Origin of the sequence: Diaphorobacter sp. (genome assembly GCF_050251835.1) — a bacterium.
Classification (GTDB): domain Bacteria; phylum Pseudomonadota; class Gammaproteobacteria; order Burkholderiales; family Burkholderiaceae_C; genus JBFXIE01.
In genome coordinates this window covers 1-24,408 of record NZ_JBFWLZ010000015.1, presented here as the reverse complement: position 1 = coordinate 24,408, position 24,408 = coordinate 1, and the positions used below count along the sequence as shown (strand labels likewise).

The following is a 24,408-nucleotide window of genomic DNA, read 5'->3' as shown; positions in this document are numbered from 1 at the left end:
AAACTCATGCAGATCGCAATCGTGGGCGCCGGCATTGTCGGCGCGGCCACAGCTTATGAACTGGCCGCCGACGGCCACCAAGTCACCGTTTTCGAGCAGCGCGCCGCTGCTGCTGAAGAAGCCAGCTTTGGCAGCGCGGGCATGCTGGCACCATCGCTTCTCGTGCCCTGGGCTGCGCCGGGCATCGGCGGGCCGCTGCGCCGCCAAATCCGAGGCACAAACGCCACGCCGCGCCTGACCAGCGGCGCAGGCATGACCGGCCTGGGTTGGCTCTGGCGCTGGTCGCGGGCCGGGCGCGGGCCGGATGCGCAGGCACGCCTTGGCGCGCTGCAGCGCCTGGGCAGCTACAGCCTGGAGCGCACGCGCGCGCTGGCGCAGCGGTTTGAAGCAGACCTGGAAACCAGCCGCGGCACCCTGGTGCTGCTGCGCCGGCCGCAGGATCTGCAGCGTGTGCAACCTGCGCTGCAGGTGCTGCGCGATGCGGGCGTCGCCCTGAGCGAAGTGGACGCCGCCACAGCCCGCCTGATCGAGCCCGGGCTGGCCGCCGACGTGCCGCTGGCCGGCGCCCTGCACGCGCCCGATGGCGAGGCCGGCAATTGCCGCCTGTTTGTGCACACGCTGCGCCAGGCTGCCCAGAACCAAGGGGCGCGGTTCCTGTTCAGCACACGGGTGCACTCGCTGTCCGCCCGCTCGGCGAGCCTGCTCATCGAGGGCGAAGACGCACCCCGGCACTTTGATGCCGTGGTGCTGTGCGCCGGTCTGGCCAGCGCAGCCCTGCTGCGCCCGGTGGGGCTGCGCCTGCCCATGGCGGGCGTGCACGGCTACACCGTCAGCGCGCCCGTGCGTGAAGACACCCATGCGCCGCAGGGCACCGTGATCGACCCGGTGCACCGCATCACCATCACCCGCCAGGGCCAGCGCGTGCGCGCGTCCGGCGGCGCCGAGATCGGCCGCGGCGCCAGTTCCCACCACGCGCACCATGCGCCCACGCTGCAGACGCTGTACCTGGCGCTGTCGGGGTGGTTTCCGGGCGGCGCGCTCACCTCGTCACCCCAGGTGCAGGTCTGGCGCGGCGCACGCCCCACGCTGCCCGACGGCGCGCCCGCCATCGGCGCCAGCGGCATTTCGGGGCTGTGGCTCAACGCCGGACACGGCGCCTGCGGCTGGGCCCAGGCCTGCGGCAGCGCGCGCGCCCTGGCCGACCTGATCGCCCAGCGCACACCCGCCATTGACCTGCAACCCTTTGCGCCGCAGCGCTTTTGACCCCGGCGGCCTGGCGCCACAATGCAGCGCATGCAGCGCATCGCACCTGACCAGCCTCACGCCCTGTTTGACACCGCGGCCACGCGTCGCATCGAATCCGCAGCCGCCGCGGCCCTGGCGCCACACACCCTGATGCAGCGCGCCGGGCAGGCCACCGCGCGCCTGGCGCTGGCGCTAGCCCCGCATGCGCGCACCATCTGGATCGCCTGCGGCAGCGGCAACAACGGCGGCGACGGGCTGGAGGCCGCCATGCTGCTGCACCGCAGCGGCCACCCGGTCGTGGTGACCTGGCTGGGCACGCCCGACACCGCACCCGCCGACGCCCGCCAGTCCTGGCAGCGCGCGCACGATGCCGGCGTGCCCTTTGCCGCCGAGCCACCGCCGCTGGGCCCGCAGGATCTGTGCGTGGACGCCCTGCTGGGCATCGGCCTGCGCGCTGCCGCACCCGCGTCAACGCACACCCCGCGCACGCCCGGCGCACGCCTGCTGCAATGGCTGACCCACATGCGCGCCAGCGCAGCGCCCACGCTGTGCGTGGACCTGCCCTCGGGACTGATCGCAGAGACCGGCCAATACGCCCCCGGGCTGGCGCCCGCCACGACGGCCACCCCGGCAGCCCCGCGCCACACGCTGGCGCTGCTCACGCTCAAACCGGGGCTGTTCACCGGCCACGGGCGCGATGCGGCGGGCAGCGTGTGGTTTGACGACCTGGGCGTGCCTGCGACAGCCGAATTACCCTGCGCCTGGCTGGCCGGGCCACCCGCCGTGGCTGCACGCGCGCATGCCAGCCACAAAGGCAGCTTTGGCGATGTGGCCATCGTCGGCGGTGAAGGGCTGGCCGCACGCGGCATGGGCATGACGGGCGCGGCGCTGCTGGCCGCCAGCGCGGCCCTGCACGGCGGCGCCGGGCGCGTGCTGGTGGCGCTGCTGGACGCAGGCACGCTCACATCCACGCCACACCGCCCCGAGCTGATGCTGCGCCGCTTTGACGCGCTGGCGCTGCAGCACACCACGGTGGTCTGCGGCTGCGGCGGCGGCGCAGCAGTGGCCGCCGTGCTGGCGCAAGTGCTGCAGCAGGCGCCGCGCCTGGTGCTGGATGCCGACGCGCTGAACGCCATCGCCGCCAACCCTGCACTGCAAGCGCTGCTGCGCGCACGCGGCGGACAGCCCGACCGCGCCACCGTGCTCACGCCGCACCCGCTGGAGGCCGCGCGGCTGCTGGACACCCCCACCGCCAGCGTGCAGGCCGACCGCCTGGCAGCCGCCCATGCGCTGGCTGACCGCTACGGCTGCGCGGTGCTGCTCAAGGGCTCGGGCAGCGTGATCGCCGCGCCGGGGCGCGCTGCCGTCATCAACCCCACGGGCAACGCACTGCTGGCCACGGGCGGCACGGGCGATGTGCTGGCCGGGCTGGTGGGCGCGCGGCTGGCTGCCGCCGCAACCCACCGCCCGGACGGCGCCAATGCCCCCGGCAGCGCCTTTGCAGCTGCGGACATGGCCTTTGACGCCGCCGCCCACGCCTGCTGGCAGCACGGCGAAGCGGCCGACCGCTGGCCGCAGGGCCACACGCTGACGGCCGGCGCCCTTGCCAGCCTTCTGCCACCAGGGTGATGCAGGGGTGGGCCCCCAGCCAGCAAGCCTGACTACTTGCTTGCAGAAGTAATTGTGTTTGCAGGCATCGACAAACGGCCTTTTTGTACGCCCGGTCTGACACACGGGGCTCAGCTTTGGCAGTTAAATGGGGCCTGGCTTTAGCGCCTTCACCTTACCGATTTTTTCACCATACCGGAGGTCACTGCCATGAAACGCCGCCTGCGCCCCGGATCACACGCATCCGCAGCTTTTGCGATCACCGTGCTGCTGGCCGTTGCGGCCAGCGTAACGACCCTGGTGCCGCACCAGACGGCCCAGGTGGCTGACTCGCTGGTGCACAGCCAACTGGATCAGCTGGTGCCGGCGGGCCTGTTTGACTGACACCAGCACCACGACTGCAACCGCGCCAGGTCCGCACCAGGGCCGGATGCAGCCGCAGCGCCGAGGGCGATGTTCACCGGCGATTTTCCGCAGGCGCCCCGGCGCTTTCCACCAGCGCAATGCGCCGGCGCAGCGCGGCCTCCAGGGGCGCATCGCCCGCCTGCGCGGCGCGCTCGGCGCGCAGCAGCAGCCAGGCCAGCAGCGGGCGGCGCCAGCCCTGGGCGGAGGCGGTGTCGGTGGCCAGCACCATCACCTCGGGCGTGGCGCGGCCGGCCTGGTATGCAGCGCCGGCAGCCACCAGACGGGCCAGCGGGTCGGCAATGGCTGCGATAGCCTGCACACTGGCAGTTGCGGCGCGCTGCGCATCGGGCAGCAGCGCGGCCTGCGCGGGCGTGGCGCGACCGGCCAGGTAGTCGGCATAGGCTTGTTCGGGCGCCGCCGCATCGGCGCGCAGCGGCTCGAACGCGGCGCAGGGCTGCAATTGCACGCTGGCCACCTGGGCGGCGCAGCGCATCAGCTCCAGGCGCGACAGCAGTTCGGGGCGGCCGGTGCGTGCCACCTCGGCGCGTGCGCGGGTCCATTCCTGTTCAGCCACGCGGGTGTTGCCGGATAGATAAGCCTCGGTCGCCCGCCCGGCCGCGCTGTGGGCGTTCATCTGCCAGTCGGGCACCGGCGGTTGGCTGGTGCAGGCGGGCAGCAGCGCGGCCAGCAGCAGGGCCTGCGCAATCGCTGCGCGGCAGCGAAAAGCCGGGATCAAGGCGGGGACGCGCCGCATGGCAGTGATGACGGTCATGGCAGTTTCAGCTCCGTGTCGCGGGCAAAGGGCCATTTGCGGTTGATCTCGTTGACCAGACTGTCCACCTTGCGCAGACTGCTCTCGACCTCGGCGCGCAGCGCGCCCAGGTCGGTGGTGGCCTCGCGGGCGTTGGCGCCCACGGCCTGGGCCTCGGCCAGCACGGCGTCCACCTTGGTCAAACTCTGGCGTGCGTCGGCCAGCAGGGCATTGAGCTGCACCACGGCGGCGCGCACCTCGGGCACCAGGCCGGCTTCGCCCGGCGCGCCAAAGACCTGCCTGTCCGCCTTGGCCGCCATGCCGTCGATGCGGGCGAGCAACTGGTTGGTGCGCTCCAGCGTGGTCAGTATCTTTTTGGCATCCGCCTCGTTGCCCATCAGCACGCCCAGGGCGCCGCCGGGCGCGTTGAGCCGCTCAGTCAGCGTGCGCACCTGGGCCAGGGCGCCGCCCAGGGCGGAGTCGGCGCCGGTCATGGCATTGAGGTTGTCCAGCAGCTGGCGCGCCGATGCCATGAGCTGCGGAATCTCCGCCGTGGCGTCGCCGCGCAGCACCGGGCGCTCGGCGCCGTCGGCCAGCGGCGGGTCGGTCAGGATGCCGCTGTAGGCCTTGATGGTGGTGCCACCCACCAGCCCGCGCACCAGGGTGAACACGCTGGACGTGCGCAGCCAGTGCGCGTCGCGCCGGGCCACGTCGATGAGGATGCGCACATTGCCGTCCCGCGCCAGCTCGATGCGGCGCACCCGGCCGATAGGAAAGCCCGAGAACGTCATGTCCATGCCCACTGCCACGCCCTCGGAGTCGTCTGCAGTGAGCACCAGGCGCTGCGTGGGCTCGAAGGCGCCGCGCGCATACAACAGGTACAGGCCGGCGCCCACGATCAGCAGCAGTGTGAACAGCAGCAGCGCCACGGCCTTGCGCTCCAGATGGGCCACGGGCGGCGGCAACTCGGCCAAGGGCGGCTGGGACGGCGGTGGGTTGGGACTTTGCGGGTCGGTCATTGCATGAGTGCCGGGAAAATCAATGGCGTGGGTAGTGTCGGCAAGGTCGGTGACGTCGGTAATGTCAGTAGTAATTGCCCATGAGCGAGATCACCTCGATGAGCAGCAGCACGGCGAACATGCGTGCCAGCCCGCCCAGCTCCGAGTCGGGCTGCTGGGCCTGGCGTGCGTCGCCGCTCTCGTAGAGCCCCGAAGCCATGGGAATCAGCGCCACGGCCAGGCTGAAGAACACGGTCTTGAGCACGAACACCAGCGTGATCTGCGGCGCGAACACCTGGCCAAACATGCGCGTGTACACCGGCAGCCCCGCCGTGTTGAGCCCGTACACGCCCAGGTAGGCCATGACCAGCGCCACCACGCACGACAGCGCCGCCAGCGTGATGCTGGCGTACACGCCGGCCACCACGCGCGGCAGCAGTTCCAGGCGCACCGGGTCGGCGCCGCGCTGGCGCAGAGCCTGAAGGTGGCCCGACTGGCGCATCAAGGCCAGCTGCGTGCCGTTAGGAATGGTGGCGCGCATGGCCACGAACAGGGCAGCCGTCAGCGGGATCAGCTCCAGCACCAGCACGCGGATCACCATCTCCAGCGCGTAGCGCGACAGGCCGTAGCTGAACGCCGTGACCACCACGATACGCGTGATGACCAGGCTGATGAGCGCCGCCAGCACCGTGAAGCCCAGCAGGATGGGGGCCGTGTCCAGATACATGTGACGCGCCAGCCGCCAGCGCATGCCGCGCCCGTAGCTGGACGGCGACAGCACCAGCACCATGACCACCGCACCCAGATAGATGATGCGCCACCAGGCCAGCGCCCAGCGGCGCGCGTAGGCCCACGGGCGCCGGAGCAAGATGGCGGGATGCAGGCTGGCAATCATGCGCGCATCATAGGCGAAGGTCACATTGGATAAGTAACAAATGGGCCTCTAGCGCCCGCGCAGCAAGCGCAACATGCTATTAACAGCATAGCAATCAGCCCCATGGGTTTCACACATGCCGGCGCGCTGCGGGGCCGGTGGGCGGCACGGGCTGGGCGTCGGCACGCGCATGCAGCGCCTCGATCACATGACACGGCCCGCTGGTGCCCCCGCAGCGGCTGCGCAGCTGCAGCAGCTCTTGCTCCAGCGCGCGCAGCTCGGCCATGCGTGTGCGCACATGGGCCAGGTGCGCGTCCAGCGTGGAGCAGGCGGCGTGGCCGTCGGCGGCGCTGTCGGCATCCAGTGCCAGCAGGCCGCGCACCTCTTGCAGCGACATGTCCATGGCGCGGCACAGCCGCACGAAGCGCAGGTGGTGCACCTCCTCGTCGCTATAGAGGCGGTAGCGGTTGTCCGCACGGGTCTGCGCGGGCAGCAGGCCTTCTTTCTCGTAGTAGCGGATATTGGCCGGCGGCACGCCCGAGAGCCGGGCGGCATCACCAATGCGGTGGCGGGGGCTTTGTCGCAACATGGCTTGACCTTCGAGTGGCTTCAAGGTTTCCAATCATGGCATGAGCCACAACCTCCAATCCCGTTCCTACTCCCCTTCCCAAGACCCGGTCACGGCGCCCCTGCCCGCCCCCATTGCCGCCAGCGCGTGCAGCGGCTGCGCCTGCAGCGCACCGGCGGGCGATGGCCCCGACCACGGCACGCTGCCCGGCTGGCCGCGCATCGCCGCGGCACTCGCCCTGGCCGCCAGCGCCGAGGTGGCGCACTGGCTGCAACAGGACTACGCAGGCATGGCTCTGGCCCTGGTGGCGATCGCGCTGTCGGGCCTGGGCGTGTACCGCGTGGGCCTGCAGGATCTGGCGCGCCTGCGCCTGGGCATCCATGCCCTGATGGCCGTGGCCGTCACCGGCGCCTTCCTCATCGGCCAGTGGCCGGAGGCGGCGATGGTCATGGCGCTGTACGTGGCCGCCGAGCGCATCGAGGACGGCGCCATGGATCGCGCGCGCCACGCCATTCGCAATCTGCTGCAACTGGCGCCCGCCACCGCTGACGTGCTGCAGCCCAATGGCACCAGCCAGCGCTTGCCCGTGAACGAGGTGCCGCTGGGTGCCACCGTGCGCATCGCCCCGGGCGCACACGTACCGCTGGACGGGACCATCGTCCAGGGCAGCAGCGCCGTGAACCAGGCCCCCATCACCGGCGAAAGCCAGCTGGCAGACAAGGCCCCGGGCGATCCGCTGTACGCCGGCAGCGTGAACCAGCAGGGCGAACTGCTGATGCAAGTCAGCACCCCGCCGGGCGACACGCTGCTGGCGCGCATCGTGCGCGCGGTGGAGCAGGCACAGGCCAGCAAGGCCCCCATCCAGCGCTTCGTGGACCGCTTTGCCGCCATCTACACGCCCGTCGTGTTCGCGCTGGCCGTGCTGCTGGCGTTGCTGGCGCCGCCGCTGATGAAATGGACCTGGGCGCAATCGATCTACCAGGCGCTGGCGCTGCTGGTCATCGCCTGCCCCTGCGCACTGGTCATCTCCACCCCGGTCACGGTGGTCAGCGCACTCACCGCAGCGGCGCGGCGCGGCATCCTCATCAAGGGCGGCAGCGCGCTGGAGGCCGCGCGCAGCCTGCGCGTGGTGGCTCTGGACAAGACCGGCACGCTGACCACCGGCAGCCCCGCGCTGGTGCAGTGGCAGACGGTGAGCGGCGCCGATGCCGACGCCGCGGCCGCCGTGGCCTGGCAACTGGCCAGCCGCTCCGAGCACCCCGTCTCACGCGCCATCGCAGCCGGCCTGCCTGCGGCCACCCACAATGGCGTGCAACACCTGCAAGCCCTCCCCGGCCGCGGCGTGCAGGCCGACATTGGCGGACAGCGCTGGCTGCTGGGCAACCTGCGCCTGATGCGCGAACAGGGCCTGGCCGACGCCGCGCTCGAGAACGCCCTGGCGCAGCATGAGCGCCAGGGCCGCACCGTCACCCTGCTGGCCGACACGCACGCCGTGCGCGCACTGTTCGCCATGGCCGACCCGTTGCGTGCCCAGGCGCGCCAGGCCATCGACCAGCTGCGCGCGCTGGGTCTGCATCCTGTCGTGCTGAGCGGCGACAACCCGGCCACTGCCCAGGCCATTGCGGCAGAGGCGGGTATCCGCGACACACAGGACGTGCTCGGTGGCCTGCTGCCGCAGGGCAAGCTGGATGCGCTGGCCGCGCTGCAGCGCACCCGCGGCCCCACCGCCATGGCGGGCGACGGCATCAACGACGCGCCCGCGCTGGCCCAGGCCGACGTGGGCTTTGCCATGGGCGGCGCGCACAGCACCGGCATGGCCATGGAAACGGCCGACGTGGTGCTGATGAACGACGACCTGCGCCGCATCCCCGACACCGTGCGCCTGGCGCACCGCGCCCACGCCGTGCTGTGGCAGAACATTGCGCTGGCGCTGGGCATCAAGGCCGCATTCTTCGTCCTGGCACTGCTGGGCATGGCCAGCCTGTGGCTGGCCGTGGCGGCCGACATGGGCGTGAGCCTGCTGGTAGTCGCCAACGGCCTGCGCCTGCGCCGCTGCTGAACGTACCAGGGAACTTTGAACCTCGCGCCGGTATCATTGCCTGCATGCGTCGCGCCGTTGCCATGATTGTTGGTCTGCTGCTGGTCCTTCGGGGCCTGCTGGGCGACGCCATGGCCATGGGCGTGGCCCCTGCAATGCCCACGCAGCCAATGGCTGTGATGTCGGCTTCGCATTCCCATCACGATGCAGCGGGCGCAGGTCAACACGGCGGCGTGCACCATGATCACTCCGCCACCACACAGCAGCCGTATTGCTGCGACGAGGATGGCCTTGCCCATGCAGAGCACCCGGCCGGCTGCCTGGTGGCCTGCGGCATCTGCCATTCGGCCTTCTCCGCGCCAGCGTGGATGACCACGCCCGCCGACGTGCAGAACGGCCCGGCCCAGCCGCACCACTGCACGCACTTTGCCAGCGCCACCGCTGCGCAGGCCATCAAACCCCCCATCTCCTGAGCACTGACGCCCGAAGTGCGTCCGCAACCAGCCGCACGGCCCCTGGCGGGCTGCGGCACGGCATTGCGGGCGCGGTTTTGTCATGTTGACGGGAGACACCCATGCGCTTTGCGCCCCCCCATCGCACCGCAGCCCTGGCCGCCCTGACGGCCCTGGCCAGTACCGCATCCCCCACCTGGGCGCAGGTTGAAAGCCAGCCTGCCCCACCCACACACGCCGTCGCAGCCGACTCGGCGCAAGCGCCGGGCCGCCCCCTGCGCCACCCGCTCCTGCCAGCCAGCGGCAGCGTGGCCGCAGACACCGAGGACTGGAAAAGCGCCAATGCCACAGTGGGCACGTTTGCCAACGGACACGCCGACATCGTGCGCTGGGAAGCCGCGCAGGCGCGCACCGCGCCGCCGGCCTCCACCCAGCCCGCCCCGGGCCACCACCACAACCACCACGGAGGCCGGCCATGAAACGCGCTTCCATCACCCTAGCCACGCTGTCCGCAGCGCTGCTGCTGGCGGGCTGCGCCAGCGTGGCGCCCGACGGACTGCGTGGCGACGTGCAAAGCCATGTGGCCTCCCGTCTGCCGCAAGGCGCGCAGCTGGCGGCGGCTGGAGCGCAGGAACGCGCCGATGCCCAGACCCGGGTGGCCGAATGGCTGCGCCAGCCCGTGGATGTGGACACGGCCGTGCGCGTGGCGCTGCTGAACAACCCGGCCCTGCAGGCCCGCCTGGCCGAACTGGCCGCGCAGGATGCGCAACGCGCCCAGGCGCTGACCCTGTTCAACCCCACGCTCACGCTGGGGCGCTTCACCAACGGGCATGAGCGCGAGATCGAGCGCCAGCTCAGCTTCGGCCTGGTCGATGTGATCACGCTGCCCTGGCGCACGCGCTGGCTGGGCTGGCAGATGGAGCAGGCCACGCTGGCCGCGGCGCAGGACGTGCTGCGCCTGGCGTCCGACACCCGCCGCGCCTGGCTGCGCGCCGTGGCCGCGCGGCAGGTGCTGGCGGCGCATGAACGCATGCACGAAGCCGCCGAAGCCGGGGGCGAGCTGGCGCGGCGCATGGCGCGGGTGGGCAACTTCAGCCGGCTGCAGCAGGCACGCGAAATCGCCGTCACGCAAGACGCAGCCGCCCAGCTGGCCCGCGCGCGGCTCAATGCCGCGCTGGAGCATGAGCAGCTGGCGCGCCTGATGGGCCTGTGGGGCACGCAGGCCGACTTTGCCCTGCCCGACGCCCTGCCCGCCCTGCCCGCGGCGGATGCACTGCGCAGCGGCAATGACGCCGAAGCCACGGCCCTGCGCGAGCGGCTGGACCTGCGCGCCCTGCGCCGCGACCTGGAAACCACCGCCGATCGCAGCGGCTGGGCCGGCGTGGGCGCGGTGCTGGGCGACATCGGCCTGAGCTACAGCCGCAACACCGCCACCGAGCGCGCCACAGGCCACCGCGAGACCACGCGCGGCTGGGAAATCGAACTGCCCCTGCCACTGTTCGACTGGGGCGGCGCCGCCACCGGCCGCGCGCGTGCCGAGGTGCAGCGCAGCGCCGCGCAACTGCAGGACGCGGCCATCCGCGCGCGCAGCGAGGCGCGCAGCCACTGGCTGCGCTACCGCACCGCCTGGGACCTGGCGCACCAGCAGCAGGCCGAGGTGCTGCCGCTCGCGCGCTTCATGCAGGACGAAGCCGTGCTGCGCTACAACGGCATGTTCATCAGCGTATGGGCGCTGCTGGCCGAGGCGCGCCGCGCCAATCAGGCCGTGGCCGCCGCCACCGAAGCGCAGCGCGACTTCTGGCTGGCCGAGACCGACCTGCAGCTGGCGCTGCTCGGCACTTCGCCGGGCGCAAGCGCCGCCCCTCAGCCTGCCCAGGCCACCTCCACCCCCTCTCCAGAAGGCCACTGACATGAAGCGTCGCCATTTCTTCTCTGGCGCGGCCACGGCCGTGGCCGCCGCCTCAGCAGCATCAGTAAGCCGCGTGGCCCTGGCCGCGCTGCCCGAAGCGCCCTCGCAATCCTCTGCCGACACCGCCGCGCCGCTGGCGCCGCCCAGCGGCCGCCCCTACCAGCCGGTGGTCACGCTCAACGGCTGGACCCTGCCCTGGCGCATGAACGCCGGCGTCAAGGAGTTCCACCTGGTGGCCGAGCCCGTGGTGCGCGAGGTGGCGCCCGGCTTCATGGTCAACATGTGGGGCTACAACGGCCAGAGCCCGGGCCCCACCATCGAAGTGGTGGAAGGCGACCGCGTGCGCATCTTCGTCACCAACCGCCTGCCCGAGCACACCAGCGTGCACTGGCACGGCCAGCGCCTGCCCTGCGGCATGGACGGCGTGGCAGGGCTCACGCAGCCGCACATCCCGGCGGGCAAGACCTTTGTCTATGAGTTCACGGCGCGTCGGCCAGGCACCTTCATGTACCACCCGCATGCCGACGAGATGGTGCAAATGGCCATGGGCATGATGGGCCTGTGGATCACCCACCCCAAGGCCCGCCATCCGCTGATCGCCGAGGTGCAGCGCGACTACGCCTTCCTGCTCGCGGCCTATGACGTGGAGCCGGGCAGCCTGACGCCCAAGGTCAACACCATGACCGACTTCAACATCTGGACCTTCAACAGCCGGGTGTTCCCCGCCATCGACCCGCTGGTGGCGCGGCTGGGCGACCGCGTGCGCATCCGCGTGGGCAACCTGACGATGACCAACCACCCCATCCACATCCACGGCCATGAATTCGAGGTGACCGGCACCGACGGCGGCCCCGTGCCCAAGAGCGCGCGCTGGCCCGAGGTGACCACCGACGTGGCCGTGGGCCAGATGCGGCAGCTGGAGTTCATCGCCGACGAGCCCGGCGACTGGGCGCTGCACTGCCACAAGAGCCACCACACCATGGGTGCCATGGGCCACGACGTGCCCACCATGATCGGCGTGGATCACCGCGGCCTGGTCGGCAAGATCCAGAAGATCATCCCCGACTACATGGTCATGGGCGAGCGCGGCATGGCCGACATGGGGGCGATGGAGATGCCCCTGCCCGACAACACCTTCCCCATGATGACCGGCACCGGCCCCTTCGGCCCGCTGGAGATGGGCGGCATGTTCACCACCCTCAAGGTGCGCCAGGGCCTGCCCGCAGGCGACTGGCGCGACCCGGGCTGGTACCAGCACCCGGCGGGCACCGTAGCGCGCGAGTGGGCCGGGGCGCCCGCCGATGCTTCTGCCCCGCGCCAGACGCCACCCGGCCAGGCCCCGGGTGCCCCCAGCGTGCGCAAGCCGGGCGCCAGCCACGAAAACCACTGACCCCCCTGAGGCACCACCATGAAGACTCTTAAATTCATAGCTTCCAGCGCTTTATTGATGGGGGCTACCGCCGGTTTTGCTCATCAAAACACCCCGCACAAGGGCTACGCCGCCATGCCCGCCCAGCAGCAGGAATGGGGCATTGCCGGCCAGGCCAAGGACGCGCGGCGCACCATCACGCTGCGCATGACGGACGACATGCGCTTCACGCCGTCGCACTTCACCGTCAAACAGGGCGAGACCGTGCGCCTGCGCGTGGAGAACAAGGGCCAGGTCATGCACGAGGTGGTGCTGGGCACGCCGGACACGCTGGAGCAGCACGCGCAGATGATGGTCAAGTTCCCCAACATGGAGCACGACGAGCCTCACATGGCCCATGTGGGCCCGGGCAAGCGCGGCGATCTGCTGTGGCACTTCAATCGCGCCGGCCAGTTCGACTTTGCCTGCCTGATCGCAGGCCACTACCAGGCCGGCATGCGCGGCACCATCACCGTCACGCCATGAGCCGCCGCGCCTGCACTTCCCCCACTTTCACCGCTTTCACCGCTTTCACCGCTTTCACCGCTTTCACCGAAGGAGAGACCCCATGAACCCGACCCCCACCCCGCTGCGCCGCCGCCAGCTGCTGTCCACCCTGGCTGCCGGCCTGGCCTGCGCCAGCCTGCCCGCATGGGCCAGCACCCAGGCCAAAACACCCATGGAAGTCTGGAAAGACCCCAACTGCGGCTGCTGCAAGGACTGGATTGCGCTGATGGAGCAAAGCGGCTTTGCCATCACCGTGCACGAGACGGGCAACGCCGCCGTGCGCGCCAAACTGGGCCTGCCCACGCGCCTGGGCTCGTGCCACACCGCCCTGGTCGGCGGCTATCTGGTGGAAGGCCATGTGCCGGCCGCCGACGTGCGCAAGCTGCTCAAGGACAAACCCAAGGCGCTGGGCATCACCGTGCCCGGCATGCCCGTGGGCAGCCCCGGCATGGACGGCCCCGAATACGGCGGCCGCAAAGACCCGTACGACGTGCTGCTGGTCACCAGGAATGTGCTGAACAGCGATGTTTCCACGCGCGTCTTCACCAGCTACCGTTGACAACCTCTGGAGAAAACACGCCATGCCATCACACCGTTTCAGCGCCGGCGCGCCGCGCTTCACCACCGCTTACCTGACCGCCGTGGCGCTGCTGGGCCTGCCAGCCGGCTGGGCCCAGGCCCAGGCCACGGACCACAGCGCCCATCACGCGGACACGCCCGCCGCAGCCGACGACAGCGCCGCACAGGAGCTGAGCGAGGGCGAGGTCACACGCCGGGACGCGCGCAGCGGCAAGATCACGCTGCGCCACGGCGAGCTCAAAAACCTTGCCATGCCGCCCATGACCATGGTCTTCACGCTGCGCACGCCTGCGCAGGCAGACACGCTCAAGCCCGGCGACAAAGTGCGCTTTCGCGCAGAGCAGGTGAATGGAGCCTTCGTCATCACCCACATCGAACGCGCGCCCTGAAACCCGCGCCCTCACCCACGCCACCGCTGCTGGCCACGGCGGCGATGGGCCTGGGCGCCGCTGCAGGGATGGGCAGAGGTGGGCAGGTGCGGCGCGCCCGCCTGCCTTACTGCAAGAAGGCCGGCTTGGAGTAGCCGGCAAACTTGGTGTCCACCACGGCCTTGAACTCCTGCGAGCGGAAGGCCGCCTCCAGATCCCTGGCCCACTGCGTGTTCCTGTCTTTGGTCTTGACGGCGGCCACGTTCAGGTAGTGCTCGGGCGTCTTTTCCAGCAGCACCGCGTCCTGCAGCTTCAGGCCGGAAGAAATCGCGAAGTTGCCGTTGATGATGGCGAACTGCGTGTCGTCCAGCGCGCGGGGCAGATGGGCGGCGTCCAGCGGCACCAGCCTGATCTTGCGGGGGTTGGCAGCCAGATCCAGCTCGGACACACGCAAAGGGCTCACCCCTTCTTTCAGCTTGACCAGTCCGGCCTGCTGCAGCAGCAAGATGCCGCGCGCCAGGTTGCTGGGGTCGTTGGGCAAGGCCACGCGGTCACCGTCTTTCAAGTCGGCCAGGGATTTGCGCTGCTTCGAATACACGCCCATCGGGGCGATGGGACCTTGCACCAGGGCCGTCAAATCCAGCTTGCGGTCGCCCTTGAACTGGTTGAAATACACCTCGTGCTGGAAAAAATTGGCATCCAGCGAACCGTCGGCCAGTGCCAGGTTGGGCTGCACATAGTCGTTGAACTCGACCAGCTTGACCTTGTAGCCCTTCTTTTGCAGCAGCGGCACGATGCCGGCCTGCAGCTGGTCGATGTTGGAGCCGGCGGTGCCGCCGATCACGATCTGCTTTTTGCCGGCGTCCTGGGCGGTGGCCGTTGCCGGCAGGCCGAAAGAGCTTGCGGCAATCGCTGCGATGGAGGTGGCCAAGGCCAGGACGGCGCGGCGGTTGTGGAAGCGAGCGGTCATTGAAAAATTTCTCCCGGCGCCCTGGGGCACCTGTATTGCGGGTTCATGTGAGTCGGTGACGAGTCGCCCGTGCCGCCCGCTGGCGCGCCGGGCCGATGTCACCCAAGGGTTGCGCGGTGCCTGCCTTTGGAGCACCCACGCGACCGAGTATCAAGAAAACTGCTCAGACAAACAACAAATATAAAAAAGAATGTTTATGCACTTTTCTTTATTTGAAACCACCCGACCGGCGCCTGCGGCACACCCAACGCTGCGCGCGCGCCCGGATAATGAACGCGCCATGCTCCCTGACTCACACACTCCCCAGCCCGGTGCCATCACCGATGTGGACGGCATCGAAGCCGGGCACTTCACCGACCCGCGCCGCCCGACCGGCTGCACCGTAGTCATTGCCCGCGATGGCGCCGTGGCTGGTGTGGACGTGCGCGGCGCCGCGCCCGGCACGCGCGAGACCGACCTGCTGGCGCCCGGCAACCTGATCGAACGCGTGCACGCAGTGGTGCTGGCCGGCGGCAGTGCCTGGGGGCTGGATGCGGCCAGCGGCGCGATGCGCTGGCTGGAAGAACAGGGCGTGGGTCTGGACGTGGGCGTGGGCCGCCTGCCGCTGGTGCCCGCTGCGGTGCTGTTTGACCTGCATGTCGGCAACACGATGGTGCGCCCCGACGCCGCCGCAGGCTACGCGGCGTGCGCTGCCGCCACGCGCCAACAGCCGGCCGAGGGCAATGTAGGCGCGGGCGCGGGGGCTGTCGTGGGCAAGATGTTCGGCATGCCGCACGCCATGAAGGGCGGCGTGGGCACGGCCGCGGTACGCGTGGCAGGCGTGACCGTGGGCGCGCTGATTGCCTGCAACGCAGTGGGCGACGTGGTGCACCCCGACACCGGCCTGCCGCTGGCCGGCGCCCGCACCGCCGACGGGCGGGCACTACGCAACACCCGCCAGGCGCTGCTGCGCGGCGAGCCGCCGCACCCGCTGCTGGCGGGCAGCAACACCACCATCGGCGTGATTGCCACCGACGCGCGGCTGTCCAAGGTGCAGGCCCAGCGCCTGGCCGTGGCCGGGCATGACGGGCTGGCGCGCAGCATCAACCCCGTGCACACCATGAGCGACGGCGACACGCTGTTCGCGCTGGCCACCGGCGCGCATGCCCGGCACCCCGGCATGATGGTGCTGTCCACCATGGCCGCCGAGGCCGTGGCCCGCGCCACCGTGCGCGCCGTCATGGCCGCGCAGACCCTGACCACCGCCGAGGGGCTGGTGCTGCCTGGCTGCCGCGACCTGGCCGAACGGCAACAAGTTTGATGGGGACGGATGCCACGCGGCCAGCGTACGGCGCCGCCGTTGCAGCTCAGGCGGCTGCGCCGTACTAGCGCAGCTTGCCAGACCGTGTACGACCGGTGCGGGCAGCACGGCCCGCCTCGGGCGGGTGCGAGATGAAGCGAAAAGAACCTTCAGCGATCAGCTTGTCGATCATGCGGCGCGTCATGGACTGTGTGCTGGCGTCTGCCGCAGTGAACAAAAACAGCGTGTGGTGCGGGCTGCACCAGGTCAGCTGGGTGCGTACGGCCTTCTGGTTGCTGACGATCTCCACCCACTGGCCTATGCGCAACTCGGGTTGCGGCGCAACCGGCGGGCACTGAGCCGCGGCAGTGTCCGCGGCGGCATCATCGGCCGCCGGCAGCATGAACTCTTGCGCATCCGCTTGAGGATCAGGCGCCTCGTCGGACGGGACTTCGGACACTGGCGCAAAAGTCGGCGAATCCTCCTGTACACCGGCCGCGGCAAAATCCTGCGCCTGTTGCTGAATCTGCTGCAGCCACAGCATCACTTGCGCTATGCCTTCGGGTGAATGACCAATGCTTTCAAGACCGCGCACCACCACCGGCAGCATGTCGGCCAGGGCCTGGCCCAGGCGCACCGGGTCGGATCGCAATTGATCCGGCTGGGCACAGCAAATCAGCAGCGGCACCACAGCCAGGTAACCACCGGGGTCCCCACCTTCGTCTTGCGGCTGGCTGCTTTGCGCCTGAATCACCACATCGACCCAAGGCCCGGTGATGAAAGCCATGAGCTCTGGCGACACTTTGTCCGCGTCCGGAAGGCGACGAAAGTCAGTTGCAATCTTCTGTGCAATCCGCTCGCGGTGCAGCGCTTGCTGGCGCTCACGCTGCATGCGGTCCTGCGCCATCCAGGCTTTTTGCAGGGCTCTGAGCACCTGGGCAAAAGGCTCGGCATCCTTGATCTCCTGAGAGGCCAGATGTCCAACCGCTTCATTCACCAGCCGCATGAAGCGACTAAAGGCCGGCCCGTCCTCGGTGGTGAAGACCAGACTGCGCGCGGTGAGCTCATCGAGCAGGCGGCGCGCAGGGTGCTGTTCGTCGGAGAAAAAGCCGGTGTCGTGCACCACCAGCTCTTTGAGGGCGGGCTCCAGGCGCTGCACGGCGCGCTGTACCGGGGGCAACAAACGGGAATCTTGCGCGATGTTTTCCATCATGCGGCTCACCACCCCCTGCGCGGCACGCGCGGGTGCTGCCGCCGAGACGGCAGCAGAGGCCGAGGCCCCGTTCCACCCCGGCGCCGGCACGGGCAACTGCCCGGACGTTTGCGCGGCGCCCGCCAAACGGCCGACGATGCGCTCCAGCTGGGCAATGTCCTGCATCGCCTCGGCCGCCTCGGCGGGCACATAGGTTCCGGCAGGCGCATCAAAAGCAAAGGGATCTCCCCCACCCGCAAGCATCTGCCGCAGGATGCCCACCGTCAGCAAGGCCTCTTGCGCCTCGGGCGCCAGCTCCATCGACCCCGATGGCCCCCCCCAGCCAGCGCCATAGCCCGATCCGTAGGCAACGGGCACGCCGTAGCCCGATGGTGGATAACCCACGCCCATGGGGCGACTGCCCAGATCCGCGCCGCCAGACATGAATCCGCGCGACCCCGCCGCCCCAGCCACTGCATAGCCCACCGGCTCCACACCATGCTCACGCAGGCTTTGCGCAGCGCGCTGGTAGGCCTGCACCAGTTGCGCCCCAAGCAGCTCGCGCATCTGGCTCATCCACAGCTGGCGCACCTCGCCGCTTACGCCGGTGTCTCCCACCACCTGCTGCAGGGCACGGATGTAGTTCTCGGGACGCAACGGGTTGCTCTCGGGCTGCACGCTGTGCAGGCCCTGGGCCGAACTGACCAGTGCGTCCAGCTCGGCCAGCGTGGCCTCCGTGGCGTGCGCCACCAGCTGCTGCGCGCGGGACAGCTCCACCTGCGCCAGCACATCGGAATCGTCCATCAGCGCCAGCTCGCCGATGTCCATGCCGCTGGACTGACCCGGCCGCGAGTTGGCTGCCGAGGGACCTTCGGCGCAGATCTCCAGAAAGGCCATGGGGTAGGCCTTGATCAGGGTGGACTCATGCTGGCGCAGCAGACGCAGCGCGTCGCCGATCAGGCTGCGTTTGTGGATGTCCCGCTCCGACGACTCCTGCGCGGCAAGCGCAGCGCTCGCTCCCGCCACCAGCGCCGCCATCAGGGCTTCGCTATCCCTGACGGCACTGACGACACATGCCCGAAAGACCGTTCGGGCGCGGGACGCGGGGAGAGACATGATGAAACAGACAAGTGACGGGCGATAGCCCGATCCAATGCTACTACCTGAAGATGTCTATTTGAGCGCCTTGTAGCGCATGCGCTTGGGTTTCGCGCCTTCTTCGCCCAATCGCTTTTTCTTGTCGGCTTCGTATTCCTGGTAATTGCCATCGAAGAACACCCACTGGCTGTCGCCTTCGGCGGCCAGGATGTGCGTGGCGATACGGTCCAGGAACCACCGGTCGTGGCTGATGACCAGCACCGTGCCGGCGTACTCCAGCAGGGCATCCTCCAGGGCGCGCAGGGTTTCCACGTCCAGGTCGTTGGAGGGTTCGTCCAGCAGCAAGACGTTGCCGCCCTGGATCAGCGTTTTGGCCAGGTGCAGGCGGCCGCGCTCACCGCCCGACAGGTTGCCCACCTTCTTTTGCTGGTCCTGTCCGTTGAAGTTGAAACGGCCCGCGTAGGCACGCGAAGCCATCTGGAACTTGCCAACGTTGAGGATGTCCAGGCCGCCCGAGATGTCTTCCCACACGGTCTTGTCGTCGGACAAGGCGTCGCGGGACTGATCCACATAGGCCATCTTCACGGTCTGGCCGATCACGACCTCGCCGCTGTCGGGCTGCTCCCTGCCGGCGATCAGCTTGAACAGCGTGGATTTACCGGCGCCGTTCGGGCCGATGATGCCGACGATGGCCCCCGCAGGGATGTTCATGGACAGGTTGTCGATCAGCACGCGGTCGCCAAACGACTTGGAGACGTTCTTGAACTCGATCACCTGGCTGCCCAGCCGGTCGGCCACAGGAATGAAAATTTCCTGGGTTTCGTTGCGCTTTTGGTATTCGTAGTCGCTCAGCTCTTCAAAGCGTGCAATGCGCGCCTTGGACTTGGCCTGGCGGCCCTTGGCGTTCTGGCGCACCCATTCCAGCTCTTTCTTCAGGGCCTTGGCACGGGCTTCCTCGCCCTTTTGCTCCGCCTCCAGGCGGTTTTGCTTTTGCAGCAGCCACTCTGAGTAATTGCCCTTGTATGGAATGCCATGACCGCGGTCCAGTTCCAGAATCCACTCGGCGGCGTTGTCCAGGAAGTAGCGGTCGTGGGTAATGGCAACCACGGTGCCGGAGAAGCGGTGCAGAAACTGCTCCAGCCAGTCCACGGACTCGGCGTCCAGGTGGTTGGTGGGCTCGTCCAGCAGCAGCATGTCGGGCTTGGACAGCAGCAGCTTGCACAGTGCCACGCGGCGCTTTTCACCGCCGGACAGCTTGCCGATCACCGCGTCCCACGGCGGCAGGCGCAGCGCGTCGGCGGCGATCTCCAGCTGGTGCTCGGAGTCGGTGCCGGCAGCGGCGATCTTCGCTTCCAGTTCGCCCTGCTCGGCGGCCAGCGCATCGAAGTCGGCGTCAGGCTCTGCATAGGCTGCATAGATTTCTTCAAGGCGGGCGCGCGCCGAGTTCACCTCGGCCATGGCCTCTTCGACAGCCTGGCGCACGGTGAATTCCGGGTTGATCTGCGGCTCCTGGGGCAAATAGCCGATGCTCAGGCCCGCCATCGGCAGGGCCTCGCCCTCGAACTCCTTGTCCACGCCCGCCATGATCTTGAGCAACGAAGACTTGCCCGAGCCATTCAGGCCAAGCACGCCAATCTTGGCTCCGGGAAAGAAGGACAGCGAGATGTCTTTCAAGATCTGCCGCTTGGGCGGCACGGTCTTGGTGACACGGTTCATCGAGAAAACGTATTGGGCCATGGATTTATCTGAAAACTAACCACACAAAGGCGCCGAAAAAATCATGCGCAAAAGGCGATTATCGGCGCATGCGACAATAGCGGCCGCTGCGGGCTCCAGTTGCCCACGGCATCAGCCTAGACCGGCTGGGGACGATGGAACCTCACTTCCAGGCTCCCGCTCTTGAAATCATCAGCCTACACAACTGGCTCGGCGACCCGTAAAGTCGCCCGCGACAGGCCGATACCCAGCGCCCCGGATGGGCGCACCCAACTTAAATGACATTTGAAGAACTGAAGCTGGCGCCGGCCCTTTTGCGTGCCGTGCAAGAACAGGGTTACGAAAACCCCACCCCGATCCAGGCCCAGGCCATACCTGCCGTGCTTGCAGGCCACGACCTGCTGGCCGGCGCGCAGACAGGCACCGGCAAGACGGCCGCCTTCACCCTGCCCATGCTGCATCGACTGGCTGAGGGCCAGGCACCCACGAGCAAGTTTGGCAACCGCGCAGTGCGCGCCCTGGTGCTCACCCCCACGCGCGAACTGGCAGCACAGGTCGAGGAATCCGTGCGCTCCTACGGCAAGCACCTGGACATCAAGTCCACCGTGATCTTCGGCGGCGTGGGCATGAACCCGCAGATCGACCGCATCAAGCGCGGCGTGGACGTGCTCGTGGCCACGCCCGGGCGCCTGCTCGATTTGCAGCAACAGGGCTTCATGGACCTTTCGCAGGTCGAAATTCTGGTGCTGGACGAGGCCGACCGCATGCTCGACATGGGCTTCATCCACGACGTGAAAAAGGTGCTGGCGCTGCTGCCCAAGGCCAAGCAAAGCCTGCTGTTCTCGGCCACGTTCAGCGACGAAATTCGCGATCTGGCCGGCAATCTGCTAAACAATCCGCAAAGCATCCAGGTGACGCCGCGCAACACCACGGTGCAGCGCATCAGCCAGGTGATCCACCCCGTGGGCCGCGGCAAGAAAAAGCAGGTGCTGCTGCACATCATTCAGCAGCACGACTGGAGCCAGGTGCTGGTGTTCACGCGCACCAAGTTCGGCGCCAACAACGTTGCCGACTACCTGACCAAGCACGGCGTAAGCGCCATGGCGCTGCACGGCAATAAGAGCCAAAGCGCGCGCACCCAGGCGCTCGATGGCTTCAAGACCGGCCAGATCCGGGCTCTGGTTGCTACAGATATTGCAGCGCGCGGCATCGATATCGATGACCTGCCGCATGTCGTGAACTACGAGATCCCCAACGTACCCGAAGACTACGTGCACCGCATCGGCCGCACGGGCCGCGCCGGCCGCATGGGCCAGGCCGTGAGCCTGGTGTGCATGGACGAAGAAGGCTTCATGATGGAGATCGAACGCTTCACCAAGCAGGAGATCCCCGTGCAGGTAATCGACGGCTTCGGCCCCGACGAGGGTGAGAAGGCCGAGCCCATCGCGATGGGGCGACAGACCATCTGGGGCGGCGCGGGCAAGCCGCCGAGCCGCGAGGTCATGCAGGCCGCAGCCAAAGCCGCGCGCTCCGAAATGATGGAGCGCATGCGCACCAACAAGGCAGCCCAGGGCTCGCCGCGCGGCGGGCGCCAGGGCGGCGGCCAAGGTGATGGCCAGCGCGCAAACAGCAACGGCCAGGGCGGCGAGGGCCGGGGCCCCAGGGCAGGCAACGGCGGCCGGCCAGCCGGCCGCGGCCCGCAGCAGCCCCGCAACGCGGGCGACGGACGCCGCGGCGGTGGCAGTGGCGGTGGCGCCAACAGCGGCAATCGCCGCTCTGACGATAGCCAGCCACGCAGTGAGCACGCCCATCTGGGCACACAGCTGCCCCACCTGAACCTGGGCCCACGCCACGGCGGCGGACGCACCAGCGAACCCGATCCCATGCGCACCAATGTGGACAGCATGACGGACCGCGGCCGCCGGGGCGGCTTTCGCAGCGGCGGCGGAGGTGGCGGGCGGGGCCCGCGCGGCGGCGGCTATGGCCGCTGACAAGCGCAGCGAACGCTGACCTGATGCACCAACCCGGCCATGCCGGGTTTTTTATGCCCGGATTGCCCCTTGAAAGCTGCGCCCAACAGGCGCCCCGCAACAATGGCCGCAGACCCAGGCTTGCAACCCACACTGCGCGCGTCACCCGCGCCGCGAGCGCGCCGGGTAACATGCATGCGCCCACGCAGTCGCTGATGTTCACCATGATGCAGTCCACCACTCCGCCCCTTCGCACCCCCTTGCAAGCTGCTGATGCCCCCCGGCGCACCAGCGCTTCGGCGCCTGTCAGGGCCGCGACTTTGCTGGCCGCGGCGCTGCTGGGTGCATGCGCCAGCACGCCCTTGCCGCCCTGGCCCGCCCAACCACCTGCCACCGCAACCCCGCAAGCCCCGCGCACGGTGCCCCCACCGCTGGGCACGGCGCAGCGCACCGATGTCCCCGCCGCACCGGTAGCGACGACACCGGTCACGCCCGATGGCGCGCAAGCCACGGCCCCATTGCCCTACAGCGCAGCCGTCGCGGCACGCTTTCCTGCGCCCTCCGTGCGCTACGAAACTCCCGGCCTGGCAGAGGGCCGCAGCGGCTTCACCACCCAGGCCGAGCTCACGCAATGGCTGCGCGACCTGGCGGCCACGCAGCGTGGCGCCACGCGCTTGCAAATGCTGGACCTGGGCCCGTCGCAGCGCGGCGCGCCCATCCATGCGCTGGTGCTCACGCGCGCCGCAGGCACCGACGTGGCTGCGCTCGATGCCAGCCGCCGCCCCACCGTCGTGCTGATCGGCCAGCAGCATGGCGACGAGCCCGCGGGCAGCGAAGCTTTGCTGGTCGTGGCCCGGGAGCTGGCGCAGGGCCTGCTGGAACCCATGCTCGATCGCATCAACGTCATCGTCGTGCCCCGCGCCAACCCGGACGGCGCAGAGGCTGGCGCACGCGCCACCGCCAACGGCATCGACCTGGATCGCGACCACCTGCTGCTGCAAACACCCGAGGCCCGTGCGCTGGCCAAGCTGGTGCGCAACTACCGCCCCATTGCCGTGATCGACCTGCAGGAATACCGGGTGGGAGGAGCGTTTCTAGAAAAATTCAACGCCCTGCAACGCCACGACGTACTGATGCAGCACGCAACCACGGCCAATCTGCCCGAGTTCATGTCCAGGGCCGCGCTGGAGTGGTACCACCAGCCCATGGCGAAGGCCCTGACCACCGAAGCCCTGACACACGACTGGCAATACACCGCATCCACGCGCCCCGGCGACTTGCGCATCTTCATGGGCGGCACGCAGCCGGAAACGGCGCGCAACGTCAACGGGCTGAAGAACGCCGTTAGCATGCTGGTGCAAAGCCGCGGCGCTGGCATGGAGCGCACCCACATACAGCGCCGCGTGCATGCGCAGGTCACCGCCGTCACCAGCGCATTGCGCAGCACGGTGGATCGCGCGGACAGCCTGGAGCAGGTACGGTCTTATGAAACGCGCGACATCGCCGCGCAGGCCTGCCGCGGCAACATCACGATCGAGGCCAGTCCCATGCCGACCCAGCGCGACCTGCTGATGCTGGACCCGCTGACCGGGGCCGACCGCGCCGTGAGCGTGCAGTGGTCGTCATCGCTGCAGTTGAACGCGTTGAGAAAACGCCCTCGCCCCTGCGGCTACTGGCTTGCCGCCAGTGCCGGTGACGCCGTGGAGCGGATGCAACTGCTGGGCATCCAGGTCATGCGCATCGCCGAGCCGGGCACGGCATTGGCCGACACCTATCAGGAAGCCAGCCGCGAAACCTCACAACGGCACCACGCCGACGGCACGCCTGCCGATGCGCGCTCCATCGTCCGTGCCCAGGTTACGCCCCGGCGCATCGCCATCGACGTGCCCAGCGGCAGCTATTACGTCCCGCTGAACCAGCCCCTGGCCAACCTGGCTGTGGCAGCACTGGAACCCGACACGCAAAACAGCTACTTCGCCAACCACATCATTGCCAACCTGGCAGATATGGCGCGCATCATGGCCCCGCCCTCACTGGTTTTTGAGGAAACCGACTGAGGCTCCCAGCAGCCTTGAACATTGTTTTTGCTATTGATAACGTAGCTACTAGCGCTCTATCTACAAGGGATAGAGGCATATTTTCCAGTATTCTTGCAGATACTGTGCCCCGGACATCGCACAACCGGGCAAGCACCCGCGGGTATCATCCGCCACCGCTGGCGGGCGCAAACCACGCCCCGCAAGCAGATTGCGCCAGCAACAGGCGCAGCGCCATCTGCCCGTAGCTCAACCGGATAGAGCAATTGCCTTCTAAGCAATAGGTCGGGGGTTCGAGTCCCTCCGGGCAGGCCAAAAAAGACTCTCCAACAGTCTCACACCCTCTCAAAACCCGCACGTTTCCTGGCGTTGCGGGTTTTTTGCTGTCTCAGGCAGCTTCACTGCGCACCATGACACACCAACAAAGCAGATACCAG

21 protein-coding genes and 1 tRNA gene are annotated in these 24,408 nt (G+C 68.8%); 15 read left to right on the top strand and 7 right to left on the bottom strand.

Annotation, left to right across the window (positions count from 1 at the left end):
- Positions 1-6: 6 nt before the first annotated feature.
- From AB7E35_RS07290 to AB7E35_RS07280, 3 genes are all read left to right on the top strand, one after another.
- On the top strand, positions 7-1,263 hold the full coding sequence (locus AB7E35_RS07290) for an FAD-dependent oxidoreductase (RefSeq protein ID WP_428167326.1): 1,257 nt from the start codon (positions 7-9) through the stop codon (positions 1,261-1,263).
- Positions 1,264-1,293: 30 nt separating this feature from the next.
- Positions 1,294-2,874: an NAD(P)H-hydrate dehydratase gene (locus AB7E35_RS07285; RefSeq protein WP_428167325.1), complete on the top strand. Its 1,581-nt coding sequence runs from the start codon at positions 1,294-1,296 to the stop codon at positions 2,872-2,874.
- 189 nt (positions 2,875-3,063) lie between these two features.
- Positions 3,064-3,237: a hypothetical protein gene (locus AB7E35_RS07280; protein WP_199856255.1), complete on the top strand. Its 174-nt coding sequence runs from the start codon at positions 3,064-3,066 to the stop codon at positions 3,235-3,237.
- 73 nt (positions 3,238-3,310) lie between these two features.
- Here the strand turns inward: AB7E35_RS07280 and AB7E35_RS07275 are convergent, their stop codons facing one another.
- The 4 genes from AB7E35_RS07275 to AB7E35_RS07260 all read right to left on the bottom strand — a co-directional run bounded on the left by AB7E35_RS07275 (position 3,311) and on the right by AB7E35_RS07260 (position 6,470).
- Positions 3,311-3,892: a hypothetical protein gene (locus AB7E35_RS07275; RefSeq protein ID WP_369799296.1), complete on the bottom strand. Its 582-nt coding sequence runs from the start codon at positions 3,890-3,892 to the stop codon at positions 3,311-3,313.
- A gap of 134 nt (positions 3,893-4,026) precedes the next feature.
- Complete coding sequence (locus AB7E35_RS07270; RefSeq protein WP_428163344.1) at positions 4,027-5,028, bottom strand: MlaD family protein; 1,002 nt, start codon at positions 5,026-5,028, stop codon at positions 4,027-4,029.
- A 64-nt stretch (positions 5,029-5,092) separates the two neighbouring features.
- Positions 5,093-5,902 (bottom strand): MlaE family ABC transporter permease, encoded by an 810-nt coding sequence (locus tag AB7E35_RS07265; RefSeq protein WP_428167324.1) that lies wholly within the window; start codon positions 5,900-5,902, stop codon positions 5,093-5,095.
- Positions 5,903-6,011: 109 nt separating this feature from the next.
- The gene (locus tag AB7E35_RS07260; protein ID WP_428163346.1) at positions 6,012-6,470 is read right to left on the bottom strand and encodes a MerR family transcriptional regulator; all 459 of its coding nucleotides are present in this window, start codon (positions 6,468-6,470) and stop codon (positions 6,012-6,014) included.
- 40 nt (positions 6,471-6,510) lie between these two features.
- On the opposite strand from AB7E35_RS07260, the gene AB7E35_RS07255 reads away from it, so the two are divergent.
- The 8 genes from AB7E35_RS07255 to AB7E35_RS07220 all read left to right on the top strand — a co-directional run bounded on the left by AB7E35_RS07255 (position 6,511) and on the right by AB7E35_RS07220 (position 13,731).
- Positions 6,511-8,508: a heavy metal translocating P-type ATPase gene (locus AB7E35_RS07255; RefSeq protein ID WP_428167323.1), complete on the top strand. Its 1,998-nt coding sequence runs from the start codon at positions 6,511-6,513 to the stop codon at positions 8,506-8,508.
- A gap of 44 nt (positions 8,509-8,552) precedes the next feature.
- Entirely contained in the window at positions 8,553-8,960 is a 408-nt protein-coding gene (locus AB7E35_RS07250; RefSeq protein WP_428163348.1) for a hypothetical protein, read from the top strand.
- A gap of 101 nt (positions 8,961-9,061) precedes the next feature.
- Positions 9,062-9,418, top strand: a complete 357-nt coding sequence (locus AB7E35_RS07245; protein WP_428167322.1) for a hypothetical protein — start codon at positions 9,062-9,064, stop codon at positions 9,416-9,418.
- Positions 9,415-10,848, top strand: coding sequence for a TolC family protein (locus tag AB7E35_RS07240; protein WP_428167321.1), 1,434 nt, complete (start codon positions 9,415-9,417; stop codon positions 10,846-10,848). The genes AB7E35_RS07245 and AB7E35_RS07240 overlap by 4 nt, the downstream gene beginning before the upstream one ends.
- A 1-nt stretch (position 10,849) precedes the next feature.
- Positions 10,850-12,238, top strand: coding sequence for a multicopper oxidase family protein (locus AB7E35_RS07235; protein WP_428167320.1), 1,389 nt, complete (start codon positions 10,850-10,852; stop codon positions 12,236-12,238).
- Between the two features lie 18 nt (positions 12,239-12,256).
- Positions 12,257-12,742, top strand: a complete 486-nt coding sequence (locus AB7E35_RS07230) for a cupredoxin domain-containing protein (RefSeq protein WP_428164076.1) — start codon at positions 12,257-12,259, stop codon at positions 12,740-12,742.
- Between the two features lie 82 nt (positions 12,743-12,824).
- On the top strand, positions 12,825-13,322 hold the full coding sequence (locus tag AB7E35_RS07225) for a DUF411 domain-containing protein (protein ID WP_428164077.1): 498 nt from the start codon (positions 12,825-12,827) through the stop codon (positions 13,320-13,322).
- Positions 13,323-13,344: 22 nt separating this feature from the next.
- Positions 13,345-13,731 carry a copper-binding protein gene (locus AB7E35_RS07220; protein ID WP_428164078.1) on the top strand — a complete coding sequence of 129 codons (387 nt, stop codon included), beginning with the start codon at positions 13,345-13,347 and terminating at the stop codon, positions 13,729-13,731.
- Positions 13,732-13,837: 106 nt separating this feature from the next.
- On the opposite strand, the gene AB7E35_RS07215 is transcribed toward AB7E35_RS07220, so the two are convergent.
- Positions 13,838-14,680, bottom strand: a complete 843-nt coding sequence (locus tag AB7E35_RS07215; protein WP_428164079.1) for a MetQ/NlpA family ABC transporter substrate-binding protein — start codon at positions 14,678-14,680, stop codon at positions 13,838-13,840.
- 280 nt (positions 14,681-14,960) lie between these two features.
- On the opposite strand from AB7E35_RS07215, the gene AB7E35_RS07210 reads away from it, so the two are divergent.
- A complete protein-coding gene (locus AB7E35_RS07210; protein ID WP_428164080.1) occupies positions 14,961-15,980 on the top strand; it encodes a P1 family peptidase in 1,020 nt (339 codons plus the stop codon).
- Positions 15,981-16,044: 64 nt separating this feature from the next.
- Here the strand turns inward: AB7E35_RS07210 and AB7E35_RS07205 are convergent, their stop codons facing one another.
- Together AB7E35_RS07205 and ettA are read right to left on the bottom strand one after the other, a co-directional pair.
- Positions 16,045-18,267, bottom strand: coding sequence for a DUF1631 family protein (locus tag AB7E35_RS07205; protein ID WP_428164081.1), 2,223 nt, complete (start codon positions 18,265-18,267; stop codon positions 16,045-16,047).
- Between the two features lie 57 nt (positions 18,268-18,324).
- A complete protein-coding gene (ettA, locus tag AB7E35_RS07200; RefSeq protein ID WP_428164082.1) occupies positions 18,325-19,986 on the bottom strand; it encodes an energy-dependent translational throttle protein EttA in 1,662 nt (553 codons plus the stop codon).
- Between the two features lie 257 nt (positions 19,987-20,243).
- On the opposite strand from ettA, the gene AB7E35_RS07195 reads away from it, so the two are divergent.
- From AB7E35_RS07195 to AB7E35_RS07185, 3 genes are all read left to right on the top strand, one after another.
- A complete protein-coding gene (locus AB7E35_RS07195) occupies positions 20,244-21,956 on the top strand; it encodes a DEAD/DEAH box helicase (RefSeq protein ID WP_428164083.1) in 1,713 nt (570 codons plus the stop codon).
- A 203-nt stretch (positions 21,957-22,159) separates the two neighbouring features.
- Positions 22,160-23,992, top strand: a complete 1,833-nt coding sequence (locus AB7E35_RS07190; protein ID WP_428164096.1) for a M14 family zinc carboxypeptidase — start codon at positions 22,160-22,162, stop codon at positions 23,990-23,992.
- A gap of 217 nt (positions 23,993-24,209) precedes the next feature.
- A tRNA-Arg gene (locus AB7E35_RS07185) sits at positions 24,210-24,286 on the top strand.
- Positions 24,287-24,408 lie beyond the last annotated feature (122 nt).